Source organism: Nonlabens sp. (assembly GCF_039941875.1).
Taxonomy (GTDB): Bacteria; Bacteroidota; Bacteroidia; order Flavobacteriales; family Flavobacteriaceae; genus Nonlabens.
The window spans coordinates 64,960-88,351 of the sequence record NZ_JBDVDQ010000016.1 but is presented as its reverse complement, the minus strand read 5'-3'; the positions used below and the strand labels follow the sequence as shown (position 1 = coordinate 88,351).

25 protein-coding genes and 1 other RNA gene are annotated in these 23,392 nt (G+C 35.5%); 15 read left to right on the top strand and 11 right to left on the bottom strand.

The features are described from left to right. Nucleotides 1-78 precede the first annotated feature (78 nt). From ABJF08_RS10310 to ABJF08_RS10295, 4 genes are all read right to left on the bottom strand, one after another. Nucleotides 79-441 carry a CCC motif membrane protein gene (locus ABJF08_RS10310; RefSeq protein ID WP_348116089.1) on the bottom strand — a complete coding sequence of 121 codons (363 nt, stop codon included), beginning with the start codon at nt 439-441 and terminating at the stop codon, nt 79-81. A 12-nt stretch (nt 442-453) separates the two neighbouring features. After that, nucleotides 454-774, bottom strand: a complete 321-nt coding sequence (locus tag ABJF08_RS10305; RefSeq protein WP_348116086.1) for a CCC motif membrane protein — start codon at nt 772-774, stop codon at nt 454-456. A gap of 61 nt (nt 775-835) precedes the next feature. After that, nucleotides 836-1,132, bottom strand: a complete 297-nt coding sequence (locus ABJF08_RS10300; protein WP_348116085.1) for a DUF2752 domain-containing protein — start codon at nt 1,130-1,132, stop codon at nt 836-838. 1 nt (nt 1,133) lies between these two features. Beyond that, entirely contained in the window at nt 1,134-3,128 is a 1,995-nt protein-coding gene (locus tag ABJF08_RS10295) for a T9SS type A sorting domain-containing protein (RefSeq protein ID WP_348116083.1), read from the bottom strand. Nucleotides 3,129-3,234: 106 nt separating this feature from the next. Between ABJF08_RS10295 and ABJF08_RS10290 the strand changes: the two genes are divergently transcribed. Continuing rightward, nucleotides 3,235-3,441 carry a hypothetical protein gene (locus ABJF08_RS10290; protein ID WP_348116082.1) on the top strand — a complete coding sequence of 69 codons (207 nt, stop codon included), beginning with the start codon at nt 3,235-3,237 and terminating at the stop codon, nt 3,439-3,441. A gap of 3 nt (nt 3,442-3,444) precedes the next feature. Continuing rightward, nucleotides 3,445-3,975 carry a Smr/MutS family protein gene (locus tag ABJF08_RS10285; RefSeq protein ID WP_348116080.1) on the top strand — a complete coding sequence of 177 codons (531 nt, stop codon included), beginning with the start codon at nt 3,445-3,447 and terminating at the stop codon, nt 3,973-3,975. Nucleotides 3,976-4,047: 72 nt separating this feature from the next. Here ABJF08_RS10285 and ABJF08_RS10280 read toward each other — a convergent pair whose 3' ends face one another. Continuing rightward, nucleotides 4,048-5,040 carry a hypothetical protein gene (locus ABJF08_RS10280; RefSeq protein ID WP_348116079.1) on the bottom strand — a complete coding sequence of 331 codons (993 nt, stop codon included), beginning with the start codon at nt 5,038-5,040 and terminating at the stop codon, nt 4,048-4,050. A 72-nt stretch (nt 5,041-5,112) separates the two neighbouring features. Here ABJF08_RS10280 and ABJF08_RS10275 point away from each other — a divergent pair, with 72 nt between their 5' ends. Continuing rightward, nucleotides 5,113-6,270: a cysteine desulfurase family protein gene (locus ABJF08_RS10275; protein WP_348116078.1), complete on the top strand. Its 1,158-nt coding sequence runs from the start codon at nt 5,113-5,115 to the stop codon at nt 6,268-6,270. 142 nt (nt 6,271-6,412) lie between these two features. Here ABJF08_RS10275 and ABJF08_RS10270 read toward each other — a convergent pair whose 3' ends face one another. Further along, nucleotides 6,413-8,905, bottom strand: coding sequence for a TonB-dependent receptor (locus ABJF08_RS10270; RefSeq protein ID WP_348116077.1), 2,493 nt, complete (start codon nt 8,903-8,905; stop codon nt 6,413-6,415). 9 nt (nt 8,906-8,914) lie between these two features. Further along, a complete protein-coding gene (locus tag ABJF08_RS10265; RefSeq protein ID WP_348116076.1) occupies nt 8,915-10,624 on the bottom strand; it encodes a M23 family metallopeptidase in 1,710 nt (569 codons plus the stop codon). A gap of 119 nt (nt 10,625-10,743) precedes the next feature. Between ABJF08_RS10265 and ABJF08_RS10260 the strand changes: the two genes are divergently transcribed. From ABJF08_RS10260 to rny, 4 genes are all read left to right on the top strand, one after another. Next, complete coding sequence (locus ABJF08_RS10260; protein WP_348116075.1) at nt 10,744-11,031, top strand: hypothetical protein; 288 nt, start codon at nt 10,744-10,746, stop codon at nt 11,029-11,031. Between the two features lie 2 nt (nt 11,032-11,033). Next, entirely contained in the window at nt 11,034-11,324 is a 291-nt protein-coding gene (locus ABJF08_RS10255) for a cell division protein ZapA (RefSeq protein ID WP_170034627.1), read from the top strand. Nucleotides 11,325-11,377: 53 nt separating this feature from the next. Continuing rightward, nucleotides 11,378-11,488, top strand: a non-coding RNA gene (ssrS, locus tag ABJF08_RS10250) — 6S RNA. Nucleotides 11,489-11,533: 45 nt separating this feature from the next. Next, the gene (gene rny / locus ABJF08_RS10245; RefSeq protein ID WP_348116073.1) at nt 11,534-13,102 is read left to right on the top strand and encodes a ribonuclease Y; all 1,569 of its coding nucleotides are present in this window, start codon (nt 11,534-11,536) and stop codon (nt 13,100-13,102) included. 256 nt (nt 13,103-13,358) lie between these two features. On the opposite strand, the gene ABJF08_RS10240 is transcribed toward rny, so the two are convergent. Beyond that, the gene (locus tag ABJF08_RS10240) at nt 13,359-14,306 is read right to left on the bottom strand and encodes an aldo/keto reductase (protein WP_348116071.1); all 948 of its coding nucleotides are present in this window, start codon (nt 14,304-14,306) and stop codon (nt 13,359-13,361) included. Between the two features lie 140 nt (nt 14,307-14,446). Beyond that, complete coding sequence (gene xerD, locus ABJF08_RS10235) at nt 14,447-15,343, bottom strand: site-specific tyrosine recombinase XerD (protein WP_348116070.1); 897 nt, start codon at nt 15,341-15,343, stop codon at nt 14,447-14,449. 199 nt (nt 15,344-15,542) lie between these two features. Here xerD and ABJF08_RS10230 point away from each other — a divergent pair, with 199 nt between their 5' ends. From ABJF08_RS10230 to aroQ, 3 genes are all read left to right on the top strand, one after another. After that, nucleotides 15,543-16,142, top strand: a complete 600-nt coding sequence (locus ABJF08_RS10230; RefSeq protein WP_348116068.1) for a porin family protein — start codon at nt 15,543-15,545, stop codon at nt 16,140-16,142. A 192-nt stretch (nt 16,143-16,334) separates the two neighbouring features. After that, nucleotides 16,335-16,862, top strand: a complete 528-nt coding sequence (locus ABJF08_RS10225; protein WP_348116067.1) for a hypothetical protein — start codon at nt 16,335-16,337, stop codon at nt 16,860-16,862. 98 nt (nt 16,863-16,960) lie between these two features. After that, the gene (gene aroQ / locus ABJF08_RS10220) at nt 16,961-17,377 is read left to right on the top strand and encodes a type II 3-dehydroquinate dehydratase (protein WP_348116065.1); all 417 of its coding nucleotides are present in this window, start codon (nt 16,961-16,963) and stop codon (nt 17,375-17,377) included. Between the two features lie 56 nt (nt 17,378-17,433). Here the strand turns inward: aroQ and ABJF08_RS10215 are convergent, their stop codons facing one another. Further along, complete coding sequence (locus ABJF08_RS10215) at nt 17,434-17,790, bottom strand: TM2 domain-containing protein (protein WP_348116064.1); 357 nt, start codon at nt 17,788-17,790, stop codon at nt 17,434-17,436. 47 nt (nt 17,791-17,837) lie between these two features. Between ABJF08_RS10215 and ABJF08_RS10210 the strand changes: the two genes are divergently transcribed. Further along, nucleotides 17,838-18,728: a hypothetical protein gene (locus ABJF08_RS10210; RefSeq protein ID WP_348116063.1), complete on the top strand. Its 891-nt coding sequence runs from the start codon at nt 17,838-17,840 to the stop codon at nt 18,726-18,728. A 73-nt stretch (nt 18,729-18,801) separates the two neighbouring features. Beyond that, nucleotides 18,802-19,401, top strand: a complete 600-nt coding sequence (locus ABJF08_RS10205; protein WP_348116062.1) for an outer membrane beta-barrel protein — start codon at nt 18,802-18,804, stop codon at nt 19,399-19,401. A 79-nt stretch (nt 19,402-19,480) separates the two neighbouring features. On the opposite strand, the gene lpdA is transcribed toward ABJF08_RS10205, so the two are convergent. Further along, the gene (gene lpdA / locus ABJF08_RS10200; protein ID WP_348116060.1) at nt 19,481-20,872 is read right to left on the bottom strand and encodes a dihydrolipoyl dehydrogenase; all 1,392 of its coding nucleotides are present in this window, start codon (nt 20,870-20,872) and stop codon (nt 19,481-19,483) included. A gap of 75 nt (nt 20,873-20,947) precedes the next feature. Here lpdA and ABJF08_RS10195 point away from each other — a divergent pair, with 75 nt between their 5' ends. The 3 genes from ABJF08_RS10195 (at nt 20,948) to ABJF08_RS10185 (ending at nt 23,392) form a co-directional block, all read left to right on the top strand. Beyond that, the gene (locus tag ABJF08_RS10195; protein ID WP_348116059.1) at nt 20,948-21,994 is read left to right on the top strand and encodes a quinone-dependent dihydroorotate dehydrogenase; all 1,047 of its coding nucleotides are present in this window, start codon (nt 20,948-20,950) and stop codon (nt 21,992-21,994) included. Nucleotides 21,995-22,022: 28 nt separating this feature from the next. Further along, nucleotides 22,023-22,376 (top strand): hypothetical protein, encoded by a 354-nt coding sequence (locus ABJF08_RS10190; RefSeq protein ID WP_348116057.1) that lies wholly within the window; start codon nt 22,023-22,025, stop codon nt 22,374-22,376. Nucleotides 22,377-22,774: 398 nt separating this feature from the next. Next, nucleotides 22,775-23,392: a LysE family translocator gene (locus tag ABJF08_RS10185; RefSeq protein WP_348116056.1), complete on the top strand. Its 618-nt coding sequence runs from the start codon at nt 22,775-22,777 to the stop codon at nt 23,390-23,392.

The window sequence follows — 23,392 nt, the reverse complement described above, 5'->3', positions numbered from 1 at the left end:
ACTATCTTATATCTAGTTTCAAAACAAAAAAAAGGGAAAGCGTTAGCTTTCCCTTTTTTAATATTTATAATGTATTTTTTAGATACATCCAGCTTCTTCCATAGCTTCATAAATAGGAGCTAGTTGCTCTTCTGTAACACCTGGTTGGTCTCCAAATGTATCTAAGTACCATGTGTAGAATTCACATTGGTTAAAATAGAACCACGCAATTAGAGCAAGTCCTATTAATGAGATAACTAGAGAAATGATAGCCACTGTTTTAGCAGTTTTCATAGCTTTACCATTCACAAACTGTTGTGGATTTGCGTTGTATTTATTCAATTCTTTGCTAGCTACCACTATAGCTATTATTGCTGCAATAGTACCTACACCATAAAAACAGCAGCATAAAAATCCTATTACTGATAGAATATAAACTAGAGTTGTATTTAATTTTTGCATGATTGTTTCTATTTAAAATTCTACTCCACTTGATTTAAAACCTTCTTCGTAACCAGCTATTACTTCTTCCCATGGTGTTGTTGCAAGACCATAGATAGTGTAAATGAAGTTAAGTGCAGATAGGATAAGTATTACCAACGCAACAGTTTTGGCAGTTTTCATAGCTGGACCGTTGGCATATTCTGCAGGGTTAGCTTCGTATTTCGTTAATTCTTTATTTGCTATAAAAAAGGCGATAGCAGCAGGTATAACTGATAATCCACCTAACCAGCAACAGCAAATGAATCCTGCTATAGATAGTATATAAACTAGAGTTGTATTTAATTTTTGCATAATTTGGTTAATTTGATATGTATAGTTAGTTGATTATTTAATCACAATGTTACAATATTTTTTAATGAATTGCCATTTTGATAAAATAACTAGTGAGAATAGTACCTATAGTAAGTATAGTAGCCCATAGTTTAATTTGCTCTCCGTGTTTTACATTCTTAAACCAATCAAAGATGAGAAAGAAGAATAAAAACATGCCTGGATAAAGGCCTGGGTACATTAAAAAGGAATCGATGATGTCACCTTTGAGTAAAAAAGAAATGGACCGCTGGATTCCACATCCAGGACAGTCCATTCCCGTTAATTGTTTACTCATACATGGTAGCATCCAGCTATCGTCTATGAGAAATGATTTCATATTAATTTGAGATACTCACCTTAACAGCTACTTCTTTATTATTTACAGTAGTCACTTTTGCGATGTAAATAGCGCTAGAAAGTGATGCTGTTTCAAAACTATAACTGCTTTCTGCAGATGCTGGCTTATTAGAGAAGATTTGTCTTCCTGCAAGGTCATATAAAGAAATGTTTGCTACATCTTCTAAGTTAGGATTAAGTATCGTCAACTCTTTCTTTCCATTGTTTTGGAAAATATCAAAGTTGGTTTCTTCTACAAGTCCATTACTTAAAGTGCCAGAAGTGCTTTTAAATGTCACTTCAAAACGGTCAGTATAATGACCTGGCGCAATTAATAAAGTTTTGTTTCCAGCTTTTAAATCATGATAAACTCCTGTTGTTTTATCATGAAGATAAACTTCATTAGGATCAAAGTTGATCAAGAAAGCTAATTCAAATTCAACATCAATAGGAGCAGTAAATGAACTCGCAACTTCTACACCTATAGGAATAGCCATGTTCTCATCAAATGCTTGAGAAGAGAGACCGTATTCACCTGCAGTACCTATTTTGATATAAGCATCTGTAGCAACTCTACCAGATATAGGAGATTCCCATGCATAGTCATATGCTTGTGATGTACTGTCATCAAAAGCAAAGTTAAGAGGTCTAGCATAAAGTCCGTTAGGCACTACGTTTATAATCATCTTAGGTATTTGAATAGCAGCAACACTACTTAATGGGTTACCATTAACTGGTGCAGCTTTAAATACAGATGTGTTTCCATCTTCTTTTTGAAAGACTCTCATAGAATTATTGAATTCTATAGTTTCTCCTAATCCGCTAGGTACAACGCTACCAGGCGTGATAAATTCAGTTGCAGCTTGTTCAAAAGATGAGGCAGTAAAAGGAACAGCGGTATTCGTTCTTGAAATAAAGAAACCTTGGCCTATTGCGGCATACCTTCTTCTTCCATCAATTCCAGTTCCTGTGTTAGATGTGGTAGTTCCTGGAGGGGTTGCTACACCAGAAGTGTTTGTAGTACCACTGGTTATTATATTACCATCGTTATCTGTTCTTCTGAAGATAGGTTCTAGATAAGTACCACTGTTATCATAACCGTTTTCAGATCCAGCAGTAAAGCCCATAGGCACGTATCTTGCATAACCACCTAAGTAAGAGGTAAGCTGGTGAGAGGTTTCTACTTGAGATTCCCAAAATTCAACCCATGGATCCATTTTTACGTCATTACCACTGGTATGTTCAGCATTAACTTGTATGAATCTTTTTAAATCTAGTGCGCTAGGATAAGGATTACCGGCAAGAGTTGCGTTATCATTACCTATTTGTATCTCAATTGTACCGTTATTAGGTCTTCCTCTAAAATCATAACGTTGTCCACCATTGTAGTTAGCAGATCCTCCAGCGATTTCATTAACACCTTTCATGGTAAAACCTTGACCGGCAGGTGTGTTTTGTGATCCATTAAAAATAGACCATCCAGCATATCCTGTTGCAGGGTTACCACCGCTTTCATAAGTGTATAACCATCTACCAGCTATTTTTAAAGGGCTACCACCTATAGTAGCATCATCAGACTCTCCATCTCTAACACTGTAGGCTAGTATTTGTGAATCTTCAGCAGTAATAGTGTAGTCTGTATTAGTCCCTGCAGCTGTGGTTGGATATTTAATTTGTGTGTTTAAAAAACCAGTGTTACCAGTTCCAGTAGATTCGTCACTTACTGGAGAAGACCAGTAATTGTAACTGTAACTATTAGTGGTTCCTTCTTGAAAGACAGAGATAATACCATCACCTTCATTAGGTACATCGGCATCTTGTATTAACTGTGCTTCTTCTCTAAGGTAAAATTTAGAATCTGTATCTAGATTAATTTTATTTTTCACAAAGATGTTTGTTCCTTTGGAATAAATAAAATTATCACCCTTAATCCATACTTGTGCGGTTGCCATTTGAAAGGCAAAACCCACTAGTAATAAGCTTATAATGTTTTTCATAATAACGCTGCTTTAACAGTACAAAAATATAATTTATCCCTTCTAATGGTACTACCTTTTAAATAAGTTTATAAATTTGTTATAACAATTAGATTAAATAAAGAAAATGCCGATTAAAAACAACTTTTTGCAGTTAATCAACGGTTTTGTGATATTTGTAGGTGCAATTTTATTGCTCTATACCTTTATAAATGAGGACGCAAACGTATTATTTAAGGTTTTTGGAGTGATTTTAATCATGTTCGGCGCATATCGTGCTAGTACACATTGGGTTGCTCATAAAGATGATCATTTATCTGAAGAAGAAGAGTAGTCCATGTATTCATTTAAAAAAGGCGATCGAGTGCTTGTTCTGGACGATGAATTTGGTGGTGTGGTAGCTTTCGCGAAAGCGGAACAAATAACCATCTTAACTGACGATGACATAGAAATTACCTACCATCCCAGTGAGTTGATTTTAGACAGATCATTCAAAGTGTCAAGTTTTACACCTAAAGAAGAACCTGCACCTAAGAAATCTAAAGCAAGACAGGTTTCTAGAAAGAAAGCAGCTTTTATTCCTGCTGTAGAAATCGATCTACATGTGCATCAATTAGTGAAGTCAGAACGTGGTATGGATGCTTATGATAAGCTCAATTTACAAATAGATACGGCGAGGTACAAGATAGAATGGGCTATTCAAAATCGTGTGCCTAAATTGGTTTTTATACATGGTATAGGGCAAGGAGTTCTTAAAGAAGAACTCAATTACCTCTTTCAACGATATAGCCAAGTCAAGTTTTATGACGCTGATTATCAAAAATATGGAAAGGGCGCTACTGAAATATACATACACCAGAATGCTTAATCCTTGATAAATTTAATTAAAGGAAATAAGAATTCAGTACTCTAAAATAGATCTGATTATATTTTTAAATCATTACTCAAATTCACAAGCATTAACAGGTAGTGAAGCTGTCGGAAATGCTGGCGTACAAGTTAATATAATAGCATCTTTTATATAATTGCCAAAATCATAATCATCTTCAATGATTTCTACGTTACCGTTAGTTAAGGTTAGACCTGCTATTGTGATGTGCAATTGTGTGATGCGTTCTATGGTATGTGGGATGTATTCTTCTATCAATGGGTTAGCCACTGCCGGAGTGCTAGAGAATACTAAGTAATTAGGTACTGTGGCACCTATGGCAAAATCATCTGTTGGGTCTAGATTACCATCTATACTTTCGTCTTTTGTATCGACTCCATCGCCATCGTCGTCTGCGTCTTTATAGTCTAATTTGCCATCACCATCGGTGTCTCGACTATTTGCTATGTCTATAGTCCCGTCACTATTAAAAGCGACACCTTCAAGGCTGGTAGGTACGTTATCACCGTCATCATCTATATCCATGAAGTCTGGTATGCCGTCCTCATCGGTATCTCGACTAGCAATAAAATCAATATCTCCATTAAGATCAAAAACGATTTCTTCATCTTCGGCTAGAATACCATCATCATCGTCATCACTACGTGTAGATGTTTCTATAGTTACTTCTCCACCTATGGCGTTAAAGACCTCAGTTACTGTAGGTGAACTAGGAGGTATGCTGTTGCAGTAATAATCATTACCTGGCGCAGCATCGAATTTACGGTATTCAAATGTGGTTGTACTAGTATTTGATATGTCATAAGGACCGTAAGTAGCATTTGTATTTAGAATATCATCACTAGTTAAAATTTGTAAAACGAGGCTTTCAAAATTTGTGTCTTCATTTTTATAAAAAACAAAATTATTTATACTACCAGAAGAGATTGTTGGTTCACAAGCCTCTACGCTCGCATCTTCAAAATCAAAGTCGTTAGTAATGATATCTCCATCATCACAGCCTAGTAAAACTATAGGAATTATAAGGTATAGCAGTTTTTTCATTTTACAAAAGTAATCAATCATATTAAAGCGCTAAAGTGCAAATTTTATTGTAAATAAAATTACTTTTGTGCTATGAGAGAAGTTTATTTAGATAGTGCGGCAACGACACAAATGAGACCGGAGGTTGTTCAAAGAATGACCGAGGTGATGACAGAAGTTCATGGAAACCCTAGTTCTACCCATAGTTTTGGACGTAGTGCAAAGTCCCTTATTGAAAATGCTCGTAAGAATATTGCTGCTCAATTAAATGTTACTGCTGCAGAGATTATTTTTACTTCTGGAGGTACAGAGGCAGATAATCTAGCTATTCATAGTTGTGTGCGTGATCTAGGTGTAGAACGTATTATAACTACTACTATTGAGCATCATGCGGTTCTTTATATAGTAGATTATTGTAAAGAAAAATATGGTACAGAGGTAGCTCATGTAAAACTTAAAGATTGCGGTACACCTAATTATATAGATCTAGAACAATTGCTAGCATCTAGCGATAAGAAAACGCTAGTTTCATTAATGCACATTAATAATGAGATAGGGAATAAGTTAGATATAGATAGAGTAGGAGAGTTGTGTAAAAAGCACAATGCGTTGTTTCATAGCGATTGTGTACAGTCTATAGGTCATTATGAAATGGATTTAAGTAAATTACCTGTTGATTTTACAGCAGTGTCTGCTCATAAGTTTCATGGTCCTAAAGGAACTGGATTTGCTTTTATAAGAAAAGGAACAGGTTTAAAACCCCTTATTTTAGGTGGTTCTCAAGAACGTGGTATAAGAGCAGGTACAGAAAGTGTGCACAATATAGTAGGTATGGATTTGGCTTTAAAAATGGCTTATGATAACCTAGAAGAAGACCGTGCTTATGTTTTAGACCTTAAGAATTACTTTCAGGAACAGTTAGAAAAGCATGTTCTTGGTGTTAAGTTTAACGGTAACTGTGGTGATCATAAAGAGAGCACATATACTTTATTAAACGTGTGTTTACCATGTCCTGCAGATAAAGCTGCAATGCTTTTATTTACGATGGATTTAAAAGGTATCGCTTGTTCTAAAGGAAGCGCTTGCCAGAGTGGTTCTCAAAAAGGATCTCACGTTTTAACTAGTGTTCTTACAGAAGAAGATTTAAATAAACCGAGTTTACGTTTCAGCTTTTCTATTTATAATACAAAAGAAGAACTGGATTATGTAGTAGGGATATTAAAAGAGTATATGGAAGGTATTGAGGCTTAGGTTAGATTTTAAGCATTCATAAGATTACATTAAAGAACCGAGAAGAAATTAATTATATTTCCTTATTGGTTAACAACAAAAAAGCGGACTTAAGTCCGCTTTTTTTTTGCTATAAAAACATAAATTTCCTCTTTCCTCTTTCCTACAACTTTGCAATTAACCTTAAATTAAAAACACGTGGTGTTAATCTAACAGGTACTGCATATTGAGCACTACTAGCTACATCGCGCACCCAAAGATTAGAAATGTTATTTTCATAATCAAAGATGTTGAAAATTTGAGCACCTATAGAAAATTCATCAAAATCTTCTAACCAGCTGCCGGCTTTTGGTTTTTTCTTGTCATCTACCAGTACAAATTGTACACCTAGATCTGCTCTAAAATAGTCCTTTAAACGGAATTGAAAATCATATGGATCTGCATAGCTAGGTGATCCACCAGGTAATCCAGAGCTGTACACCATATTAATGTATGCTTTTAAATTAGGGATGTTAGGTACGTAATCTTGAAATAGAAATGCGACCTTAAGTCGTTGATCTGTAGGTCTAGCAATGTAGCCACGACCGTCTAGGTTTTCTTCTGTTTTTAAATAGCCGAGTGATATCCAGCTTTCAGTTCCTTTTACAAATTCACCTGCTAGTCGCACATCTAGTCCATAAGCATAAGCCTCTGCATCATTATTTGCTCTGTAACGTATTCTTACGTTTTCTAGCGTGTAGGTATTCACATCAGATAGGTCTTTGTAGTAAGCTTCACTTGTTAATTTAAAAGGTCTTTTGTCTCCGTTAGGAGCAGTCCAGTTAAAACTCCAGTCATTTCCTAAAACAAAGTGAACCGATTTTTGTGCTTTTACATCTGGATTAACAACACCTTGTTGATCGCGTAGTTCTCTATAAAAAGGTGGTTGGTAGTAAATACCGGTTGAGAATCTGAAAAGCATATTTGTGTCGTCCCAGGCTGGTTTCATCGCTACCTGTCCACGTGGTGAGATAACCGTTTGTGTCGTGCTTTGAATTCCTGCGCCACTTACATTCCAGGTGTGCGATCGCACACCTGCATTCCAGTAAAGTTCATGATCACCTACATAACCACGGCTGCTGTATTGAGCAAATGATTGTAATCTTGTTATTTGCACATCGTTATCTGCACTGGCAGATTCAAAAGAATCTAAAGGTGCAGTATATGCGAAATAGGGTTCGTCGTTTGCAGCCACTGAAGGCGGTCTGATGTTAAAACCAGCACTGTCTATAACAGTATATTCTCTTAAACGATCTCTTATGTCTTCTCGATTAAATTTTAAACCCCAATCCAGTTGATCATTTTCCTTTTTACCGTTATCAAATTCTAAGGTCCCTTTATGTTCAACACTTACGATTAATGCATCTAGATCATTACGACCATGATCTAGCTCGCTACCTATAGCGCGAGTAAAATCAACTTCTCCTAGGTCATCACTACCTATGTTAGTATTAGGTCTACCTATGCGATAGCGTCCTAAAATATCGTAATGCTCTTGTTCTTGTGTATGGTAAACGCTAGTTATAAAACGTAAGTTTAGAAGTTTATTTACATCATAACTGGCTTTTAATGCACCAAAATAAGTCTCGTATTGATCGTCTTCTTTTCCGTCATAATTGATGATTAATGATTGTGCATCGTCTACGGTTCCAAAGTTAGTCTGAGAAGTCAGTGGTTCAAACTCATAACTGTTGATTGCTATATTTCCTAAGAAGCTTAATTCAAATTTAGGACTAACCTGGTAGGTTAAATAGGTTTGTGCATCTACAAAAACAGGTTTTGTAATAGCCTCTGTCTCGCGGCTATTCACAAATAAACTGTTGTTTCTATATCTTACTCCTAGTATTCCTGTTGCCGCTTTCGCGAAAGCGGTACCTTCTACATAAGCATTAACACCTAAAAAGCTCGCGTCTATTCCTGCGCCGAATTCAGTCGGGCGACGGTAATTAATGTCCAGTACAGAACTTAATTTATCTCCATATTTAGACTGAAAACCACCGGCACTAAAGTCCACACTGCGCACAAGATCTGCGTTTACAATACTCAGTCCTTCTTGCTGTCCGCTGCGTACTAAAAAAGGTCGGTAGACCTCTATTTCATTAATGTAAACTAGGTTTTCATCATAATTACCACCACGCACGGCATATTGGGTGCTCAGTTCATTGTTAGAAGATACTCCAGGTAGTGATTTTAATAAATTTTCTACACCAGGTTGTACACCAGGTATTGCTCGCACAACAGTAGGATCTACATTTGTAATACCAGCAAATTCTTTAGTTCTAGTGTTGTTGATAGTAACAGTACCTATCTGTTCTATAGCTGTGTTTAAAACAGGATTGAACTCAAAAGTAGCTTTTGCGTCCAGTTCAAATTCTTGCCTAGCCGGTTTAAAAGAAATAGAGGAAAAAACAATCGTTATTTTTTGATTTGCAGGAACCACTAATCTGTAAAAACCTGTTCTATCACTGGCTGTACCTATGGTAGTACCTATAACATTAATATTAGCTTCGGCAATAGGTTGGTTTTTATCATCAAGAATAACTCCTTGAATGACTGCGTTTTGAGCGTATATAAAACTGGTAGCGATTAATGCTATTGATAGTAAGAAGTTCTTCAAATCGTTTGTTTAGCTTTTACGGTAAAATGTGGCTTCAAATGTAGTGCTATTTCCTACATTATCAGTAACAATAACCTTCAGTTCGTTTTCTGAATCAGTAACGACTCCATCTGAGAAATCGTGTGTGATAACTCCAGTTTTATAATCGTATTCCATTAAAATGAATTTACCGTTTACAGTTGCTCTATATCCATCTACGCCAGTATCTCTGTCTGCTATTTTTAGTCTTAAGGTCTTATTTTTAGTAATCCACTGCTTGTTTTTAAAGTTTATAGGTTTAATAGTAGGAGCGGTGTCGTCTTTACTTATAGCATAGGTACCCATGGTTCTAGTGGCTGCGCTTAGAATATTACCTTTTCTCCTCGTGTTAACGTGATACACAGCACCCCAACTCGTTACTCTACTTATATAATATTGTTTAAGGTTGTCTTTTTCCTTTGAACTCATGTCATAACTTATGATCATGTTCTTATGTAATGGGACGATATCTTTATGTACCTGAAGTGTATCTGCACTTTGTGATATGTCTAGAAATACGCTTTGATAAAGAGCTCCTTTAGGAATCATTAAAGAGTAAGGACCGTAACTTTGGTTATAAGTGCTGTTGTGATCAACGAAAGTTAATTGATCATTATCTACATATGGTATGGAATCTAGAGCAGCTTCATTTTTAATATCCATGTTTATCTCTACGCTATTTTTTTTATAGTCTTCTATTTGAATACTGTAAGAATGAGTAGTCCCAGTGTCATATAATTGCAAAACACCTTTATTAATGTGATGTTCGTATAAACTTAACGGACTTTCATTAGGAATGTAAAGTCTAGAGATGCGGCTTTTAGTGTTTTTAAAATGCTCGTAATCTATCATTTGATTAATGTGTCTGGACTCGCTAAATGCGTAACGGTCAAAGGTCATCTCAAAATTCTTACTTCCATTAAAGTAAGTTGCGATGTGAAAAGTTCCGTTTTGATTATTTGCAGCACTTTGCTGGTCGCTAGTATTTACACCTATTCCTATCTCTCCATAAGCACTGAAAGGTTCTACTTTAAATTTACCGCCTTTAAGAGGTATAAGTCTTAGAAGTTTTGCTTCATTCTTTCCATTAATAGTAGAACTCTCATTTAATGGATAAGCCTTTATTTGTTTAACAAGAGGTCTTTTTGTGTCTGGGATCTCGATTCCCATCATCATTGGATTAATAGGTCTTGCTGCGCTGTCTCTTATTTCAAAATGTAAATGTGGTCCACCACTACCACCAGAATTACCGCTGTAAGCAATGATTTCATTTTGATCTACTCTTAATTCTAAATCTGTTGGGTATAATTGTATAGTATAACTTTCTTTCTGGTATTGCTTTTTCTTTAAATAGGCTTCTATGCGCGGAGCAAACTTTTTAAGATGGGCATAAACTGTGGTGTAACCATTAGGATGTGTGATATAAATCGCTTTTCCATAACCGTAGCGTTCTATTTTTATACGGCTTACATAACCAGATGCTGCAGCATGCACATTTGCACCTGTACGCTGATTTGTTTTAATGTCTAGACCACTATGAAAGTGGTTGGATCTTAGTTCACCAAAAGTACCACTAAGTTTAAGGTCTATATCCAGCGGATTAACAAAGTAATCTTGAGGGAGATTTTTGATGGTTTGGCTTTCGCAATAGCGAGATGAAAATAAAAATAATGTCAGGAAACAGATAAAAAGTCTAATCATGAGTTAAATATATAATGAGAAATGTTATTAATGCAAAGCTTTTCAAACTTTGTTCCATAAATATTTGATTTGTCTAAATGGAAACTTAGATTTGTAATAACAGCATTAAAATTGTCCGTATGCCTACATTGTCTTCTCAAATTTCTGAAATAGAGCTAAAGATCAAGTCTTTAATATCAGAGAATACTAGATTGAAGGCTCAAATGGGTGATAAGGATCAACGCATTTTTGAACTTGAAAAAGAAAATAATGCGCTTATTACGGCGTTTAAAGAGAGTGAAGACAGAAATGTGGCACTTAAAACGGCCAATGCGATGCTAGGTAGTGATGATTATAAAACAAAAACAAAGCTCAAAATAAATGCGTTGATTAGAGAGATCGATCAATGTATTACCCAATTGACTTAACAGTGGCAGATAAACTTAAAATAAAAATATCGATAGCAGATAGGGTTTATCCACTAACTATAGATCCTTCTCGTGAAGAAGGTTTGCGTAAAGCAGCAAAAAGTATTGAAGCCATGATTAAACAACTGGAGCAAAGCTATGCCGTGAGAGATAAGCAAGATCTTCTCGCGATGTGTGCCCTTCAGTTTGCAGCAAAGTCCGAGCAATTAGTTATAGATGATAGTGCAGATGTAGAACAGGCCAAAGAACAATTGAACGTTCTTAACTTGTTACTGGATAAGCAGCTATCATAGTCGTTCTTTAAACATAAACAGTTACTACCTGCACTTGTTTCATTTTTTGGTGAACTCAACAAGATATTCTTTAAAAAAGGTGAGTCGTGGTTGTAAAAGCAAGCCGAACGTATGAGTCGGATCCTTGATCAGCCAGTTAACCTTAAACTTTATTTAAGGAGTTCATACAAAACCCTAACTCGTGCAGGTTTTTTTATACACAATAACCAATGGAAACAATCATATATGCCATCGTGGCACTTATCATAGGTCTAGCAATAGGCTTTTTTGTAGCAAAATCAATAGTTGAAAAAGGTAAGGCATCGAGTCTTATCGCAACTGCAAAAAAAGACGCAGAGTCTATTCTCAAAGATGCCGAGGCTAAAGGAGAAAAAATATCTAGTGAAAAGCTATTTAGAGGTAAGGAAAAGTTCATGGAACTTAAATCTAAGCATGAGAAAGAAATCATGGCTAGAGAACAAAAAATGAAAGATGCAGAGAAACGTACAAAAGACAAAGAGTCTAACGTTTCTAATGAACTTGCAAAGAGTAAAAAATTAAATCAGTCTTTAGATAGTAAACTTAAAGATGTAGAAGGAAAACGCGAGTCTGTGTACAAGCGCATGGAAGAGGTTGATAAAATGCACGCTTCTCAAGTAAAACAACTTGAAGTAATTAGCGGTATGTCTGGTGAGGACGCAAAGAAACAACTTGTAGAGTCTTTAAAAGATAAAGCAAAGAGTGAAGCCATGAGTATAGTACAAACTACTATAGAAGAGGCAAAGCTTACTGCACAACAAGAAGCTAGAAAAGTAATTATTAACACCATACAACGTATAGGTACAGAAGAAGCAGTAGAAAACTGTGTAAGTGTATTTAACCTAGAAAGTGACGATGTTAAAGGTCGTATTATAGGACGTGAAGGTCGTAATATTAGAGCTATAGAAGCTGCTACTGGTGTGGAGATTATAGTAGATGATACTCCAGATGCAATTATTCTTTCTTGTTTTGACTCGGTACGTAGAGAGGTTGCTCGTTTATCATTACATAAATTAGTGACGGACGGTCGTATACACCCAGCACGTATCGAAGAAGTGGTTTCTAAAACTAGAAAACAAATCGATCAAGAAATCGCCGAGGTAGGTAAGAGAACAGTAATCGATTTAGGTATTCATGGTTTACATCCAGAATTGATTAAAATGGTAGGTCGTATGAAATACCGTTCTTCTTATGGACAAAACTTATTACAACACAGTAGAGAAGTAGCAAAACTTTGTGGTACAATGGCTGCAGAGCTGGGCCTTAATGCAAAACTTGCAAAAAGAGCTGGACTTTTACACGATATAGGTAAGGTGCCAGAAACTGAAGATGAGACACCTCACGCAATACTAGGTATGAAACTGGCTGAAAAGCATGGTGAAAAAGCTGAGGTATGTAATGCGATAGGAGCTCACCATGACGAGATAGAAATGACATCTTTGCTTTCTCCTATCATACAAGTATGTGATGCGATAAGTGGTGCACGTCCAGGAGCGAGAAGACAAGTACTAGATTCTTATATCCAAAGATTAAAAGATCTTGAAGATATAGCCTTTGGTTTTAAAGGTGTGGAAAAAGCTTATGCTATTCAGGCTGGTCGTGAATTAAGAGTTATGGTAGAGAGCGAAAAAATAAATGACGATCGTGCTGCACAATTATCATTTGAGATTTCACAAAAAATACAAACAGACATGACTTATCCAGGTCAGGTTAAAGTAACGGTAATAAGAGAAACTAGAGCCGTGAATATAGCTAAGTAAAAACTCTAAGTTTTATTTCAAACCTCGGTAATTTATTTTATCGAGGTTTTTTATATGTGTGGATTAAATTCTAACATGGTACAGGCTTCTCTTATCTATCAGATTTCGACTAAGCTTTAATCAACTTTTCTTAAAAAAGGAAAGGGTTTTTTTGCGGTGTTAGTTCACACTCTTTAAATTATTTATAAATTAAAATCCATTATTCAACTTGTTTGAATAATGGATTTCATTTCTTTTAATACCTAATACCTAATACCTATTCGTCATAAATATTAGGATAACCTTTCTCTGCAACTTCAAAGAATTTACCAGTTACATAACGGTAATGCTTATCCATATCAGCAAGGTTTTTTAAATCTTCTTTATCAAAGTTAACGGTTGCAGCGGCTAGATTCTCTTTTATACGTCCTTCATTAGTAGATTTAGGAATAACTGCAGTACCTCTGTTTGCACTCCAGTTAATTAACACCTGTCCAGGACTAGCGTTGTGTTTACTAGCGATAGAAGTGATGGTTTCATTTTCCAGCATGTTAGGCTCATTATCTTGTTTCATCGCGTCACTGCGGTCACCACTTCCTAGTGGAGAATATCCTGTTAAATGAATACCTTTATTAGAACAATATTCAAATAGTTCATTTTGTTGTAATAAAGGGTGTAATTCTACCTGATTCATCTCAGGTGCTTCATCAGTTTTTGCAAGAAGATCATCTAGTTTGGTAGTAGAAAAGTTAGAAACTCCTATATGCTTCACTTTACCATTTTTCTTTAAATCTACCATCGCATTCCATGTTTCATGCACAGGCGCCTCTTGTGGTGTAAGATAATCATCTGGCTTTTCGGCCGCTTGTACTTCTGGTTTAAAAGCAACGGGCCAATGTATTAAATATAAATCTAGATAATCCAGTTGTAAATCATTAAGAGTTTTATCTAGGGCAGGTGCTACATCACTTTTTAGGTGTGAATTATTCCACAATTTTGATGTGATCCATATATCTTCTCTTTTTATGTCTCCTTTAGAAAACACCTCGTTAAAAGCTTCTCCTATTTCTTTTTCATTTCCATAAACGGCAGCACAGTCTATATGTTTATATCCAGACTCAAGAGCAGTTATTACCGCCTTTTTAACCTCGCCTGGTTTTGATTTCCAAGTTCCTAATCCTATTGCGGCCATTTCGTCGCCGTTTTTAAACTTTAGAGTTTTCATTGTATCGATTTTTTTATAAAGTTAGCTTTCGCGAAAGCGTACTCCAAAAAATCTCCCTTACTTTATAAAAACTTTAGTACATCTTAAGAGTCATTAACGCGAGATGTTAATGAAGATCTAAACTAAAAAAGTAAGTTGAATTAGGCTCTAGGGTGGTGCTCATTAATCACTTTAGATAAATGAGCACGGTCTACATGCATATAGATCTCGGTAGTGGTAATGCTCTCATGACCCAACATCATTTGTATAGAGCGCAAGTCAGCGCCATTTTCCAATAAGTGAGTTGCAAAACTGTGCCTGAAGGTGTGTGGGCTTATAGATTTTTTAATCCCAGCCATAATAGCTTGTTGTTTAATGACTTGAAAAATCATCGCTCTAGTCAGTCCGGCGCCACGTCTATTTAAAAAAAGTGTGTCCGTATGGTCTGGTTTTACCGGTACATGAATGCGCACTTCATTTTTGTATAGCTCAATAATCTTTATGGTGTATTCTCCTATGGGGACAAATCTTTGCTTATCTCCTTTACCAGTAACTTTTAAAAAACCTTCATTAAAAAATAGATCACTTATTTTAAGAGTAATCAATTCACTAACACGCAGGCCACAAGCATAAAGAGTTTCTAACATGGCGCGATTGCGCTCACCTTCTAGAGTAGAGCGATCGATGCTGTTTATCAATAGGTCTATTTCACTCGTGCTAAGAGTATCTGGAAGTTTGCGACCGGTTTTAGGAGCCTCTATCAAGGTCATGGGCTGGTCTTCTCTATAGCGTTCTAGAGTTAAAAATTCAAAAAATGCTTTTAAACTACTGATAGATCTGGCTTGCGATCGTGGTTGAACTGTTTTTGCCAACTCATAAATATAGGTACGTAACGTATCTACTGTAATGGCAGCAGGTAATTCTTTTACATCGTTAGTTTCTAGCCAGTGTGCTAGTTTATTTAAATCTCTACTGTATGCTTTTAGGGTGTTAACTGACAGGCCTCTTTCTAGCTTTAAGTATGTAGAAAAGTCTTTTATAGCCTGCTTCCAGTTCATAATGGTAAAGGTAAAAATTATTAGACGTGAATAGATTGTTAAAGAAACAATGTTAATTAATTTGTAAGGAAAACTGCTAAATTCCTGACTATTAAAATGTAGGAAATACCTTTAACAAACTTTAAGATGGCTTGTGATTTTATTAATAATCAGTGGATTAAATCTCCTCTAATTTTGCACCGAACTAATAAAAACAATTATGAAAAAATTATTTTTAAGTGCAGTAGCAGTAGTATTTGCAATGGGAGTTTCAAATGCTCAAGAAATTGATTTTGGTGCAAAAGTAGGTGTGAATTTTGCAAAGCTTCAAGGTGATGCAGTAGAAGACCTGGATGGTAGAACTGGAATTAATGTAGGTGTAATTGGAGAGTATATGTTCAATGAAACATTTGCTTTACAAGTAGAGGCTCTTTATTCTCAACAAGGATTGCAATCTGACGAGGGTGGAGTAGAGCAAAAATTAAAATTAGATTACATTAATGTCCCTGTTTTAGCAAAATTCTACATTGGAGAATCTGGTTTTTCTGTAGAAGCAGGTCCTCAAATAGGCTTTTTAGTAAGCGATAAATATGAGATAGATGGCGTTAATGTAGACGAAGATTTAAATGCAGAAACTATAGACCTAAGTGCTGGTGGTGGTGTTGCGTATAAATTTAAAGAAGGTACTTCGTTAGAAGGATTATCGGCAAATGTGCGTTACATGATAGGTCTTAATAATGTATATAAAGATAACGGTGATACTTTTGGTGATGACATCACAAATTCAGTATTAGCTGTTTCTTTAGGGTATAAATTCTAAGAAAAACATCTTAATTCATTAAAAGCCGAATCTCAACGATTCGGCTTTTTTGTGCTTTTTATCTATAAATAAAAGTTTGATATATAGTTGAGTAGTTTTTTTATTTAACATTTGTTAAGAACCGTTAAGATTTCTTTAGTACAGATGAGTTTAATAGCACAATAAATTTGCCCCAAACTAATAACAACAACTATGAAAAAATTAATTTTAACAGCAGTAGCGGCAGTATTTGCCATGGGAGTTTCTAACGCTCAAGACGATTCTAACGGTGGACCTACTAGTGAAGGGAAATGGTTAGTAGAAGCTAACACAGGTAACGCTGTTTTAGGATCTACAGGAATTTATTTTTCTTCTATCGATGGAGAGTCTACTTATAATGTAGGTCTAGACGGTGGTTACTTTATCAAGGATGACCTAGCGATAAAAGCAGGTTTAGGTTATGGTGGTGGAAGTGAAGACTTTGACAGATCTGTAGTTTCTTATAGAATAGGGGCAAAGTATTATGTAAAAAGCATGATACCGGTAACTTTAGACTATACAGGAGCATCTGTAGAAGATCTAGATGAGAATCCTTCTTACTTAGGTTTAGGAGCTGGTTATGCATGGTTTGTGAGCGATACTGTTAGTATTGAGCCTGGAGTGCGTTATAACTATTCATTAAATGATGATTTTTATGATAATCAATTTCAGCTTAACGTAGGATTTGCACTGCATTTCTAAGTCGATTTTAAAATAATGAAGAAAAGCCGAATCATAACGATTCGGCTTTTTTTGTGTCTCGCTTTCGCGAAAGCGGAATTACCAATATCTTTATACCTATGAAAATACTTATTCTTAACGGTCCTAATTTAAACTTACTAGGCAAACGCGAACCTGAAATTTACGGTTCACAGACTTTTGAAGATTACTTTACAGAATTGCAATTCAATTTTAAAGAGGTAGAATTGGGGTATTTTCAATCTAATATAGAGGGCGAGATAATCGACAGACTTCATAAAGCACAGGAAGAAGAATTTAATGCAGTTATTTTAAATGCTGGTGCTTATACGCATACGTCTATAGGTATAGGTGATGCCGTAAGTGGTATTACAACGCCGGTTATAGAAGTGCATATCTCTAACGTAATGGATCGAGAACAGTTTAGACACGTATCTTATATTTCAAAACACGCAGCTGGTGTAATAAGTGGTTTTGGTCTTAAAGGCTATGAACTTGCTGTGAAGAGTTTTTTGTAAATAAAAAATGCCTGCTAGAATACATCTAGCAGGCATTTTATTTTTATACTATAAAATTATAGTCCAGGATAACTACCTGTGATAATTTCTATACCGTCAATTACCCATCCTACTACAAAGAAACCGAAGGTTAAGATAAATAATACGTTCCAGTACCATGGACTCTTTAAGAACCAACGGTGACCTGCAAATCCTCCTAAGAAGAACCATAATAGAATCGCTACTGTTTGATCCTCAGACCAGGCAACTGCCGCTGGGGAAGTAAGAGTAGCCGTAGATTCTTCTACAGTAGTACCGTTTTCAAGTGTTACCACTTGTGTTGTAACTTGTCTCTCTACTGGAAATGATGCAAATGCAAAACTGCTTACCATCATAAAGATGCTCATAAGAGCTAGAGTTAATTTTGTTTTCATAAAAAGTTATTTAGTTAGTTATATTTACCTCAAATATATATTAAAATATGAAATCATTAGTCTTACTCTTAATTGTTTTATTCAGCTTAGGTACTGTTAATGGTCAGACATACGAGTACTTAGGCTTATTAAAATTGCCAGATAGTTCTTTAATGACTTTTAGATTAGATTTCAAAGAAGTAGATGGTAAAATCAATGGGTATTCTTATACCGATTTAAATGGTGAGCATGAGACTAAGTCTGTAATCATAGGAAAGTATGATGATGTAGAAAATAAATTAGAATTTAGAGAGGTAGAAATAGTCTACACAAAATCTGATATCATAGAACAAGATTTCTGTAATGTTTATTTTACTGGAGATATGAGAAAATTAAATGGAAAGTCTAAGATAGATGGAACATTTAAAAGTTATTATGACGACCTGACCAGCTGTCTTGATGGTGAGTTAGTTTTAACAGCTGCTGAAAAAATTCAAAAGAGAACTGAAAAATTTCAGAAGAAAGTGAATCGTATGGGGCGTATACCGGATAGTGTAAAACAAAAGGTAAACATGGATAAAATGTTTAACCGTTATGCAAAAAACTCTTTAAAAGGCGGCGAGAAATTAAGCATTCTATGGAAAGATGAATATCTTAAATTAATTATTTGGGATGACGGAGAGGTAGATGGAGATCAAATAGATCTTACTATTAATGGTAATAAAATTCTTGATGCGTACAGTCCAGTTTCCAAAAAGAAAGAAATGGAACTTTCTTTAATCGATCCTGTTAACACCATTTCACTTAAAGCAGTTAATCTAGGGGTAAAACCTCCTAATACGGCAAAGATTCAATTAATGAAAAAAAATGGCGAGATCATTGATCTAGCCTCAAATTTACAAGTAGGTGAAGAGGTGACATTTGTTTTTTATAAAGAAAAACCTAAAGTTAAGAAGTAGTAACGATAGTTAACAAGCGTTTGATATTGTGATAGTTGGAGTTTATTTGTGTTTAACTACAAAAAACTACACCATGAAAACCAAGTTGATTTTAAGTGCCATCATCGTGCTTTTAGGTATCCCTTCTGTACAAGCACAAGAAAATGAAGAGTCGTCAAATCAATTATTTCAACTGCCAGAGAACTCTTCTCGATGGGATTTCGGACTCACATTTCAGGCCTTAAGTGGTATAAGACAAGTTCAATATAATGCAGGTTCAGATAAAACAGACGATGCATGGATAGGTCTAGGAGTAGGTCTTTATGCCGATTATAAAATAAATAAGGTATGGAGTCTAAGAGCCGAAGCTGGTGTAAATACTCCAGTAGCTATTCAGCCGTATGTTAATTTTCAGTCAGAATTTAAATTCAGTAAACGCTGGAGTTTTTATGCGGGCGCTGGTGTTTACTTTAATACAAATGCAGACAGTCTCGTAAATAGAGATTCTCGTGGTCAGGTGATTTTAAATCCATATGTTCAATTAGGGCTAAGATATAAAATGAGTAAAAGCTGGACCATGGATTTAAGGTATCAACAAGATCTTTTTGCTAGACAGCGTGCGACTAATTTTAATAGATTCACCAAAGAAGGAGAGATGAGTACCTTTAGTCTTGGTTTCAATTATAGGTTTTAAAAAGCCTTAAGCATAGAAAAACCCCTTTGAAACTATGTTTCAAAGGGGTTTTCTTATTTTAAATAAAAACTATTTAATACTATAAGTGAATTACTTCATCATAAGCATCTGCTACAGCTTCCATTACCGCTTCACTCATTGTAGGGTGTGGATGTATTGCTTTAAGGATCTCATGTCCTGTAGTTTCTAGTTTACGAGCAACGACAGCCTCAGCAATCATGTCAGTAACACCAGCACCTATCATGTGACATCCTAACCACTCACCGTACTTAGCATCAAAAATTACTTTTACAAAACCATCTTTTGCACCAGAAGCACTTGCTTTTCCAGATGCAGAGAATGGAAATTTACCTACCTTGATCTCATGTCCAGCTTCCTTAGCTTGCGCCTCAGTCATACCTACACTTGCGATTTCTGGCGTTGCATACGTACAACCAGGAATGTTTCCATAATCGATAGGTTCTACATGCTTGTCAGCTATTTTTTCAACACAAAGAATACCTTCGGCACTCGCAACGTGAGCTAGAGCTGGTCCAGCAGTAATATCACCTATTGCGTAGTAACCAGGTAAATTAGTTTGGTACCACTGGTTAACGAGTACCTTGCCACGATCTGTAGAGATACCTATTTCTTCTAGACCTATTCCTGCGATGTTAGTTTCTATACCTACAGCACTAAGAACAACGTCTGCCTCAATAACTTCTTCTCCTTTTTTAGTCTTAACATGAACTTTTACCCCATCACCAGATGTGTCCACGCTAGTCACCTCACTAGAAGTCATAATTTTAATTCCTGCTTTTTTAAAGCTGCGTTCCATTTGTTTAGAAACGTCTACATCTTCTACAGGTACGATGCGATCTACATATTCTACTATAGTAACATCAGTTCCCATAGAGTTATAGAAATAAGCAAATTCTACACCTATTGCTCCAGACCCAACAACAACTAATTTCTTAGGTTGTTCTTTAAGAGTCATAGCCTCACGATACCCTATAACCTTTTCACCATCCTGTGGTAAGTTAGGAAGTACTCGAGATTTTGCACCAGTTGCGATAATAATATGATTTCCTTCTACAGTAGAGGTAGATCCATCTTCAGCTTTCACCTCGATTTTTTTACCTTTTTTTACTGTACCGTAACCCATGATTACGTCTATTTTATTCTTTTTAAGTAAGAACTGCACACCTTTGCTCATTCCGTCTGCCACATCGCGGCTACGTTTTACAACAGCAGTAAAATCCTTATCTACATTATCAGCTTTAAGTCCATAATCTGCAGCGTGGTTGAGGTAATTGAATACATCGGCACTTTTTATAAGCGCTTTAGTAGGAATACAACCCCAGTTTAAACATACTCCACCTAGAGATTCCTTTTCAACGATTGCCGTTTTTAACCCTAGTTGAGAAGCACGTATTGCTGTTACATATCCGCCAGGTCCACTACCTAAAACGATCACATCATATTTACTCATATCAGTCATTTTTTAAGAGTAACAAAAATATGGAATAAAGTCCAATGGATTGTAAATTTGCGCAACCTTATTCTTATGTATAAATCTTTAGTCCGTCCGTTACTTTTTGCCTTTGATCCAGAGGCTGTTCACCACTTTTCTTTTAAGAGCATTAAATTGTTAAGTAAAATACCTGGTTTTAGCACGCTTTCGCGAAAGCGTTACAAGCAAAATCATCCTGCTTTAAAAAGAGAACTCTTTGGTTTACAGTTTGATAATCCGGTGGGCATGGCTGCAGGATTTGATAAAGATGCCAAAGCTTTTAAAGAATTTTCTAACCTAGGTTTCGGATTTATAGAGATAGGAACGCTGACACCAGTCCCTCAAGATGGTAATCCTAAGCAACGTCTTTTTAGATTGAAAAAAGATCAGGCGATAGTAAATCGCATGGGTTTCAATAACGGTGGTGTAGACCTAGCGGTGGAACGATTAAAGAAAAATCCAAAATTAGGACATCCTAATCATGTTTTAATAGGTGGTAACATCGGTAAAAATAAAGTTACACCTAATGATCAGGCAGTAAATGATTACATTATCTGTTTTGAAAAACTATTTGATCATGTAGATTATTTTACCGTAAATGTAAGCTCGCCTAATACACCAGGTCTAAGAGAATTACAAGACCGCAAGCCATTAACGCATATACTTCAAACACTACAAGACTTAAATAATAAAAAGCCTCAAAGAAAACCGATACTCCTTAAAATCGCTCCAGATCTTACTGACGATCAATTGATGGATATTATTGGAATAGTAGAAGATACTAAAATAGATGGAGTTATTTCTTCTAACACCACCATCTCTAGAGAAGGATTACAATCAGAAGAAAGTCTAGTAAAACAAGCCGGCGGACTGAGCGGTGCGCCACTGACTAAAAGAGCAACAGAGGTAATCGCCTTTTTACATGATAAAAGCAACGGTGCTTTCCCAATAATTGGAGTAGGTGGTATCATGACCGCACAAGATGCGATTGATAAACTAAATGCAGGCGCTAGTTTGGTGCAACTATATACTGGTTTTGTTTATGAAGGGCCTGCTTTGATTAGGGATATTAATCGAGAATTAATTAGGAAAGCTCGTTAGGTTTTTTTTTGATAAAACTTTTTTAGATATGAAAAACATTAAATTTTTACTACCAGTCCTTTTTACATTTTTTATAATAAGCTGTGCGACAGTTGAAGACCATGTTGATAAAAAATGGAAAGGTAAAACGGCAGCTAGTATGATTAAAAAGAATGGCGAACCAGATGAAATAAAAGAAGGAGATGATGGTGGAAAAATCCTTATTTATTACGTTCAACAAACGAGCAAACTAGGATATTCAAAAGCTACTAAACCTACATCTAATCGTGCTCAACAAATAAAGAATGAGCAGAAATTGAATAACCCTAAAACATACTCTTATATTCTCAATTTTTATGTAAATTCTAATGACAGGATATATAAAGTCACACAAACGCTTTAGGTTAAAATATTAAGTTGCTATAACGTACTCAAGGCTTTCATTAATTTGATAACCCTTTTTATTAGTTGACATTTAAATTTTAAGGGCATTTGTTGAAACTGTCAAATGTTTGTATACTTACTCTTAAATTTAAGAGGAGATATGGTTTATTTAACTTGTGATAAATGTAACGAAGAATTTCCCATGGCATTAAAGGGTTGTCCTTCGTGCACGGATATTGGCAAAAAGGCTAAAAATAAATTTATCGAATCAGAAAAAATTATTTCTAAGGGAAAGTATTCTGAATTTGATCAATATCACAAAAAGACTGAATCTAAAAGTATTTTTACCTTCAGAAATATCCTTAGCTTTATTCTGATCACTTTTGCAATTGTACGTATAATCATTAGGCTTAATAAGTGATAGAAACTCTTGTCTCTTTTGCATTTGCAACTTTACTCCTCGCAATAAGTCCAGGACCAGATAATATATTTGTTCTCACACAATCTGTAGCTCGTGGTTCTAAATATGGAATCGCCATCGCTAGTGGTTTAATAACCGGTTGCATTGTTCATACATCGGTTGTGGCATTAGGTTTTGCAGTAATCATTAGAGATAATGAGTGGTTGCTGTATTCCATAAAAATTGCTGGGGCTATTTATTTGCTTTATCTCGCTTTTAAATTTTATAAGTCAGACTCGAGTATAGAGTTTGGTGATTCTAAAGCTTCTTCTCAAAGTTTGTGGAAACTCTACAAAGTAGGAATTACTATGAATTTGCTCAATCCTAAAGTGACTTTATTTTTTCTCGCATTGTTGCCGCAATTTGTAATGGCAAACTCTTATCCAGACTGGATTCAGATTTATGTTTTAGGTGGCGTATTTATGTTAATTTCTTTACTCACGTTTTATACCTTTGCTTTAATAGCTGGTAAAGCAGCAAGTTTTATAAAAACTTCCACATGGTTTACCCCAGCCATGAAATGGATACAAATTGTAGTTTTTATAGGTATCGCGATTGCTATTTTGATTCCTTGA

What these genes read in the sequence shown, in the direction of transcription:
- ABJF08_RS10205 (WP_348116062.1), top strand. Translation starts at nt 18,802, where the DNA reads ATGAAAACCAAGTTGATTTTAAGTGCCATCATCGTGCTTTTAGGTATC.
- ABJF08_RS10225 (WP_348116067.1), top strand. Translation starts at nt 16,335, where the DNA reads ATGAAAAAATTAATTTTAACAGCAGTAGCGGCAGTATTTGCCATGGGA.
- ABJF08_RS10280 (WP_348116079.1), bottom strand. Translation starts at nt 5,040, where the DNA reads ATGAAAAAACTGCTATACCTTATAATTCCTATAGTTTTACTAGGCTGT.
- ABJF08_RS10210 (WP_348116063.1), top strand. Translation starts at nt 17,838, where the DNA reads ATGAAATCATTAGTCTTACTCTTAATTGTTTTATTCAGCTTAGGTACT.
- ABJF08_RS10240 (WP_348116071.1), bottom strand. Translation starts at nt 14,306, where the DNA reads ATGAAAACTCTAAAGTTTAAAAACGGCGACGAAATGGCCGCAATAGGA.
- ABJF08_RS10305 (WP_348116086.1), bottom strand. Translation starts at nt 774, where the DNA reads ATGCAAAAATTAAATACAACTCTAGTTTATATACTATCTATAGCAGGA.
- ABJF08_RS10260 (WP_348116075.1), top strand. Translation starts at nt 10,744, where the DNA reads ATGCCTACATTGTCTTCTCAAATTTCTGAAATAGAGCTAAAGATCAAG.
- ABJF08_RS10275 (WP_348116078.1), top strand. Translation starts at nt 5,113, where the DNA reads ATGAGAGAAGTTTATTTAGATAGTGCGGCAACGACACAAATGAGACCG.
- ABJF08_RS10195 (WP_348116059.1), top strand. Translation starts at nt 20,948, where the DNA reads ATGTATAAATCTTTAGTCCGTCCGTTACTTTTTGCCTTTGATCCAGAG.
- ABJF08_RS10300 (WP_348116085.1), bottom strand. Translation starts at nt 1,132, where the DNA reads ATGAAATCATTTCTCATAGACGATAGCTGGATGCTACCATGTATGAGT.
- aroQ (WP_348116065.1), top strand. Translation starts at nt 16,961, where the DNA reads ATGAAAATACTTATTCTTAACGGTCCTAATTTAAACTTACTAGGCAAA.
- ABJF08_RS10295 (WP_348116083.1), bottom strand. Translation starts at nt 3,128, where the DNA reads ATGAAAAACATTATAAGCTTATTACTAGTGGGTTTTGCCTTTCAAATG.
- ABJF08_RS10230 (WP_348116068.1), top strand. Translation starts at nt 15,543, where the DNA reads ATGAAAAAATTATTTTTAAGTGCAGTAGCAGTAGTATTTGCAATGGGA.
- xerD (WP_348116070.1), bottom strand. Translation starts at nt 15,343, where the DNA reads ATGAACTGGAAGCAGGCTATAAAAGACTTTTCTACATACTTAAAGCTA.
- ABJF08_RS10310 (WP_348116089.1), bottom strand. Translation starts at nt 441, where the DNA reads ATGCAAAAATTAAATACAACTCTAGTTTATATTCTATCAGTAATAGGA.
- ABJF08_RS10285 (WP_348116080.1), top strand. Translation starts at nt 3,445, where the DNA reads ATGTATTCATTTAAAAAAGGCGATCGAGTGCTTGTTCTGGACGATGAA.
- lpdA (WP_348116060.1), bottom strand. Translation starts at nt 20,872, where the DNA reads ATGAGTAAATATGATGTGATCGTTTTAGGTAGTGGACCTGGCGGATAT.
- ABJF08_RS10290 (WP_348116082.1), top strand. Translation starts at nt 3,235, where the DNA reads ATGCCGATTAAAAACAACTTTTTGCAGTTAATCAACGGTTTTGTGATA.
- rny (WP_348116073.1), top strand. Translation starts at nt 11,534, where the DNA reads ATGGAAACAATCATATATGCCATCGTGGCACTTATCATAGGTCTAGCA.
- ABJF08_RS10190 (WP_348116057.1), top strand. Translation starts at nt 22,023, where the DNA reads ATGAAAAACATTAAATTTTTACTACCAGTCCTTTTTACATTTTTTATA.
- ABJF08_RS10265 (WP_348116076.1), bottom strand. Translation starts at nt 10,624, where the DNA reads ATGATTAGACTTTTTATCTGTTTCCTGACATTATTTTTATTTTCATCT.
- ABJF08_RS10215 (WP_348116064.1), bottom strand. Translation starts at nt 17,790, where the DNA reads ATGAAAACAAAATTAACTCTAGCTCTTATGAGCATCTTTATGATGGTA.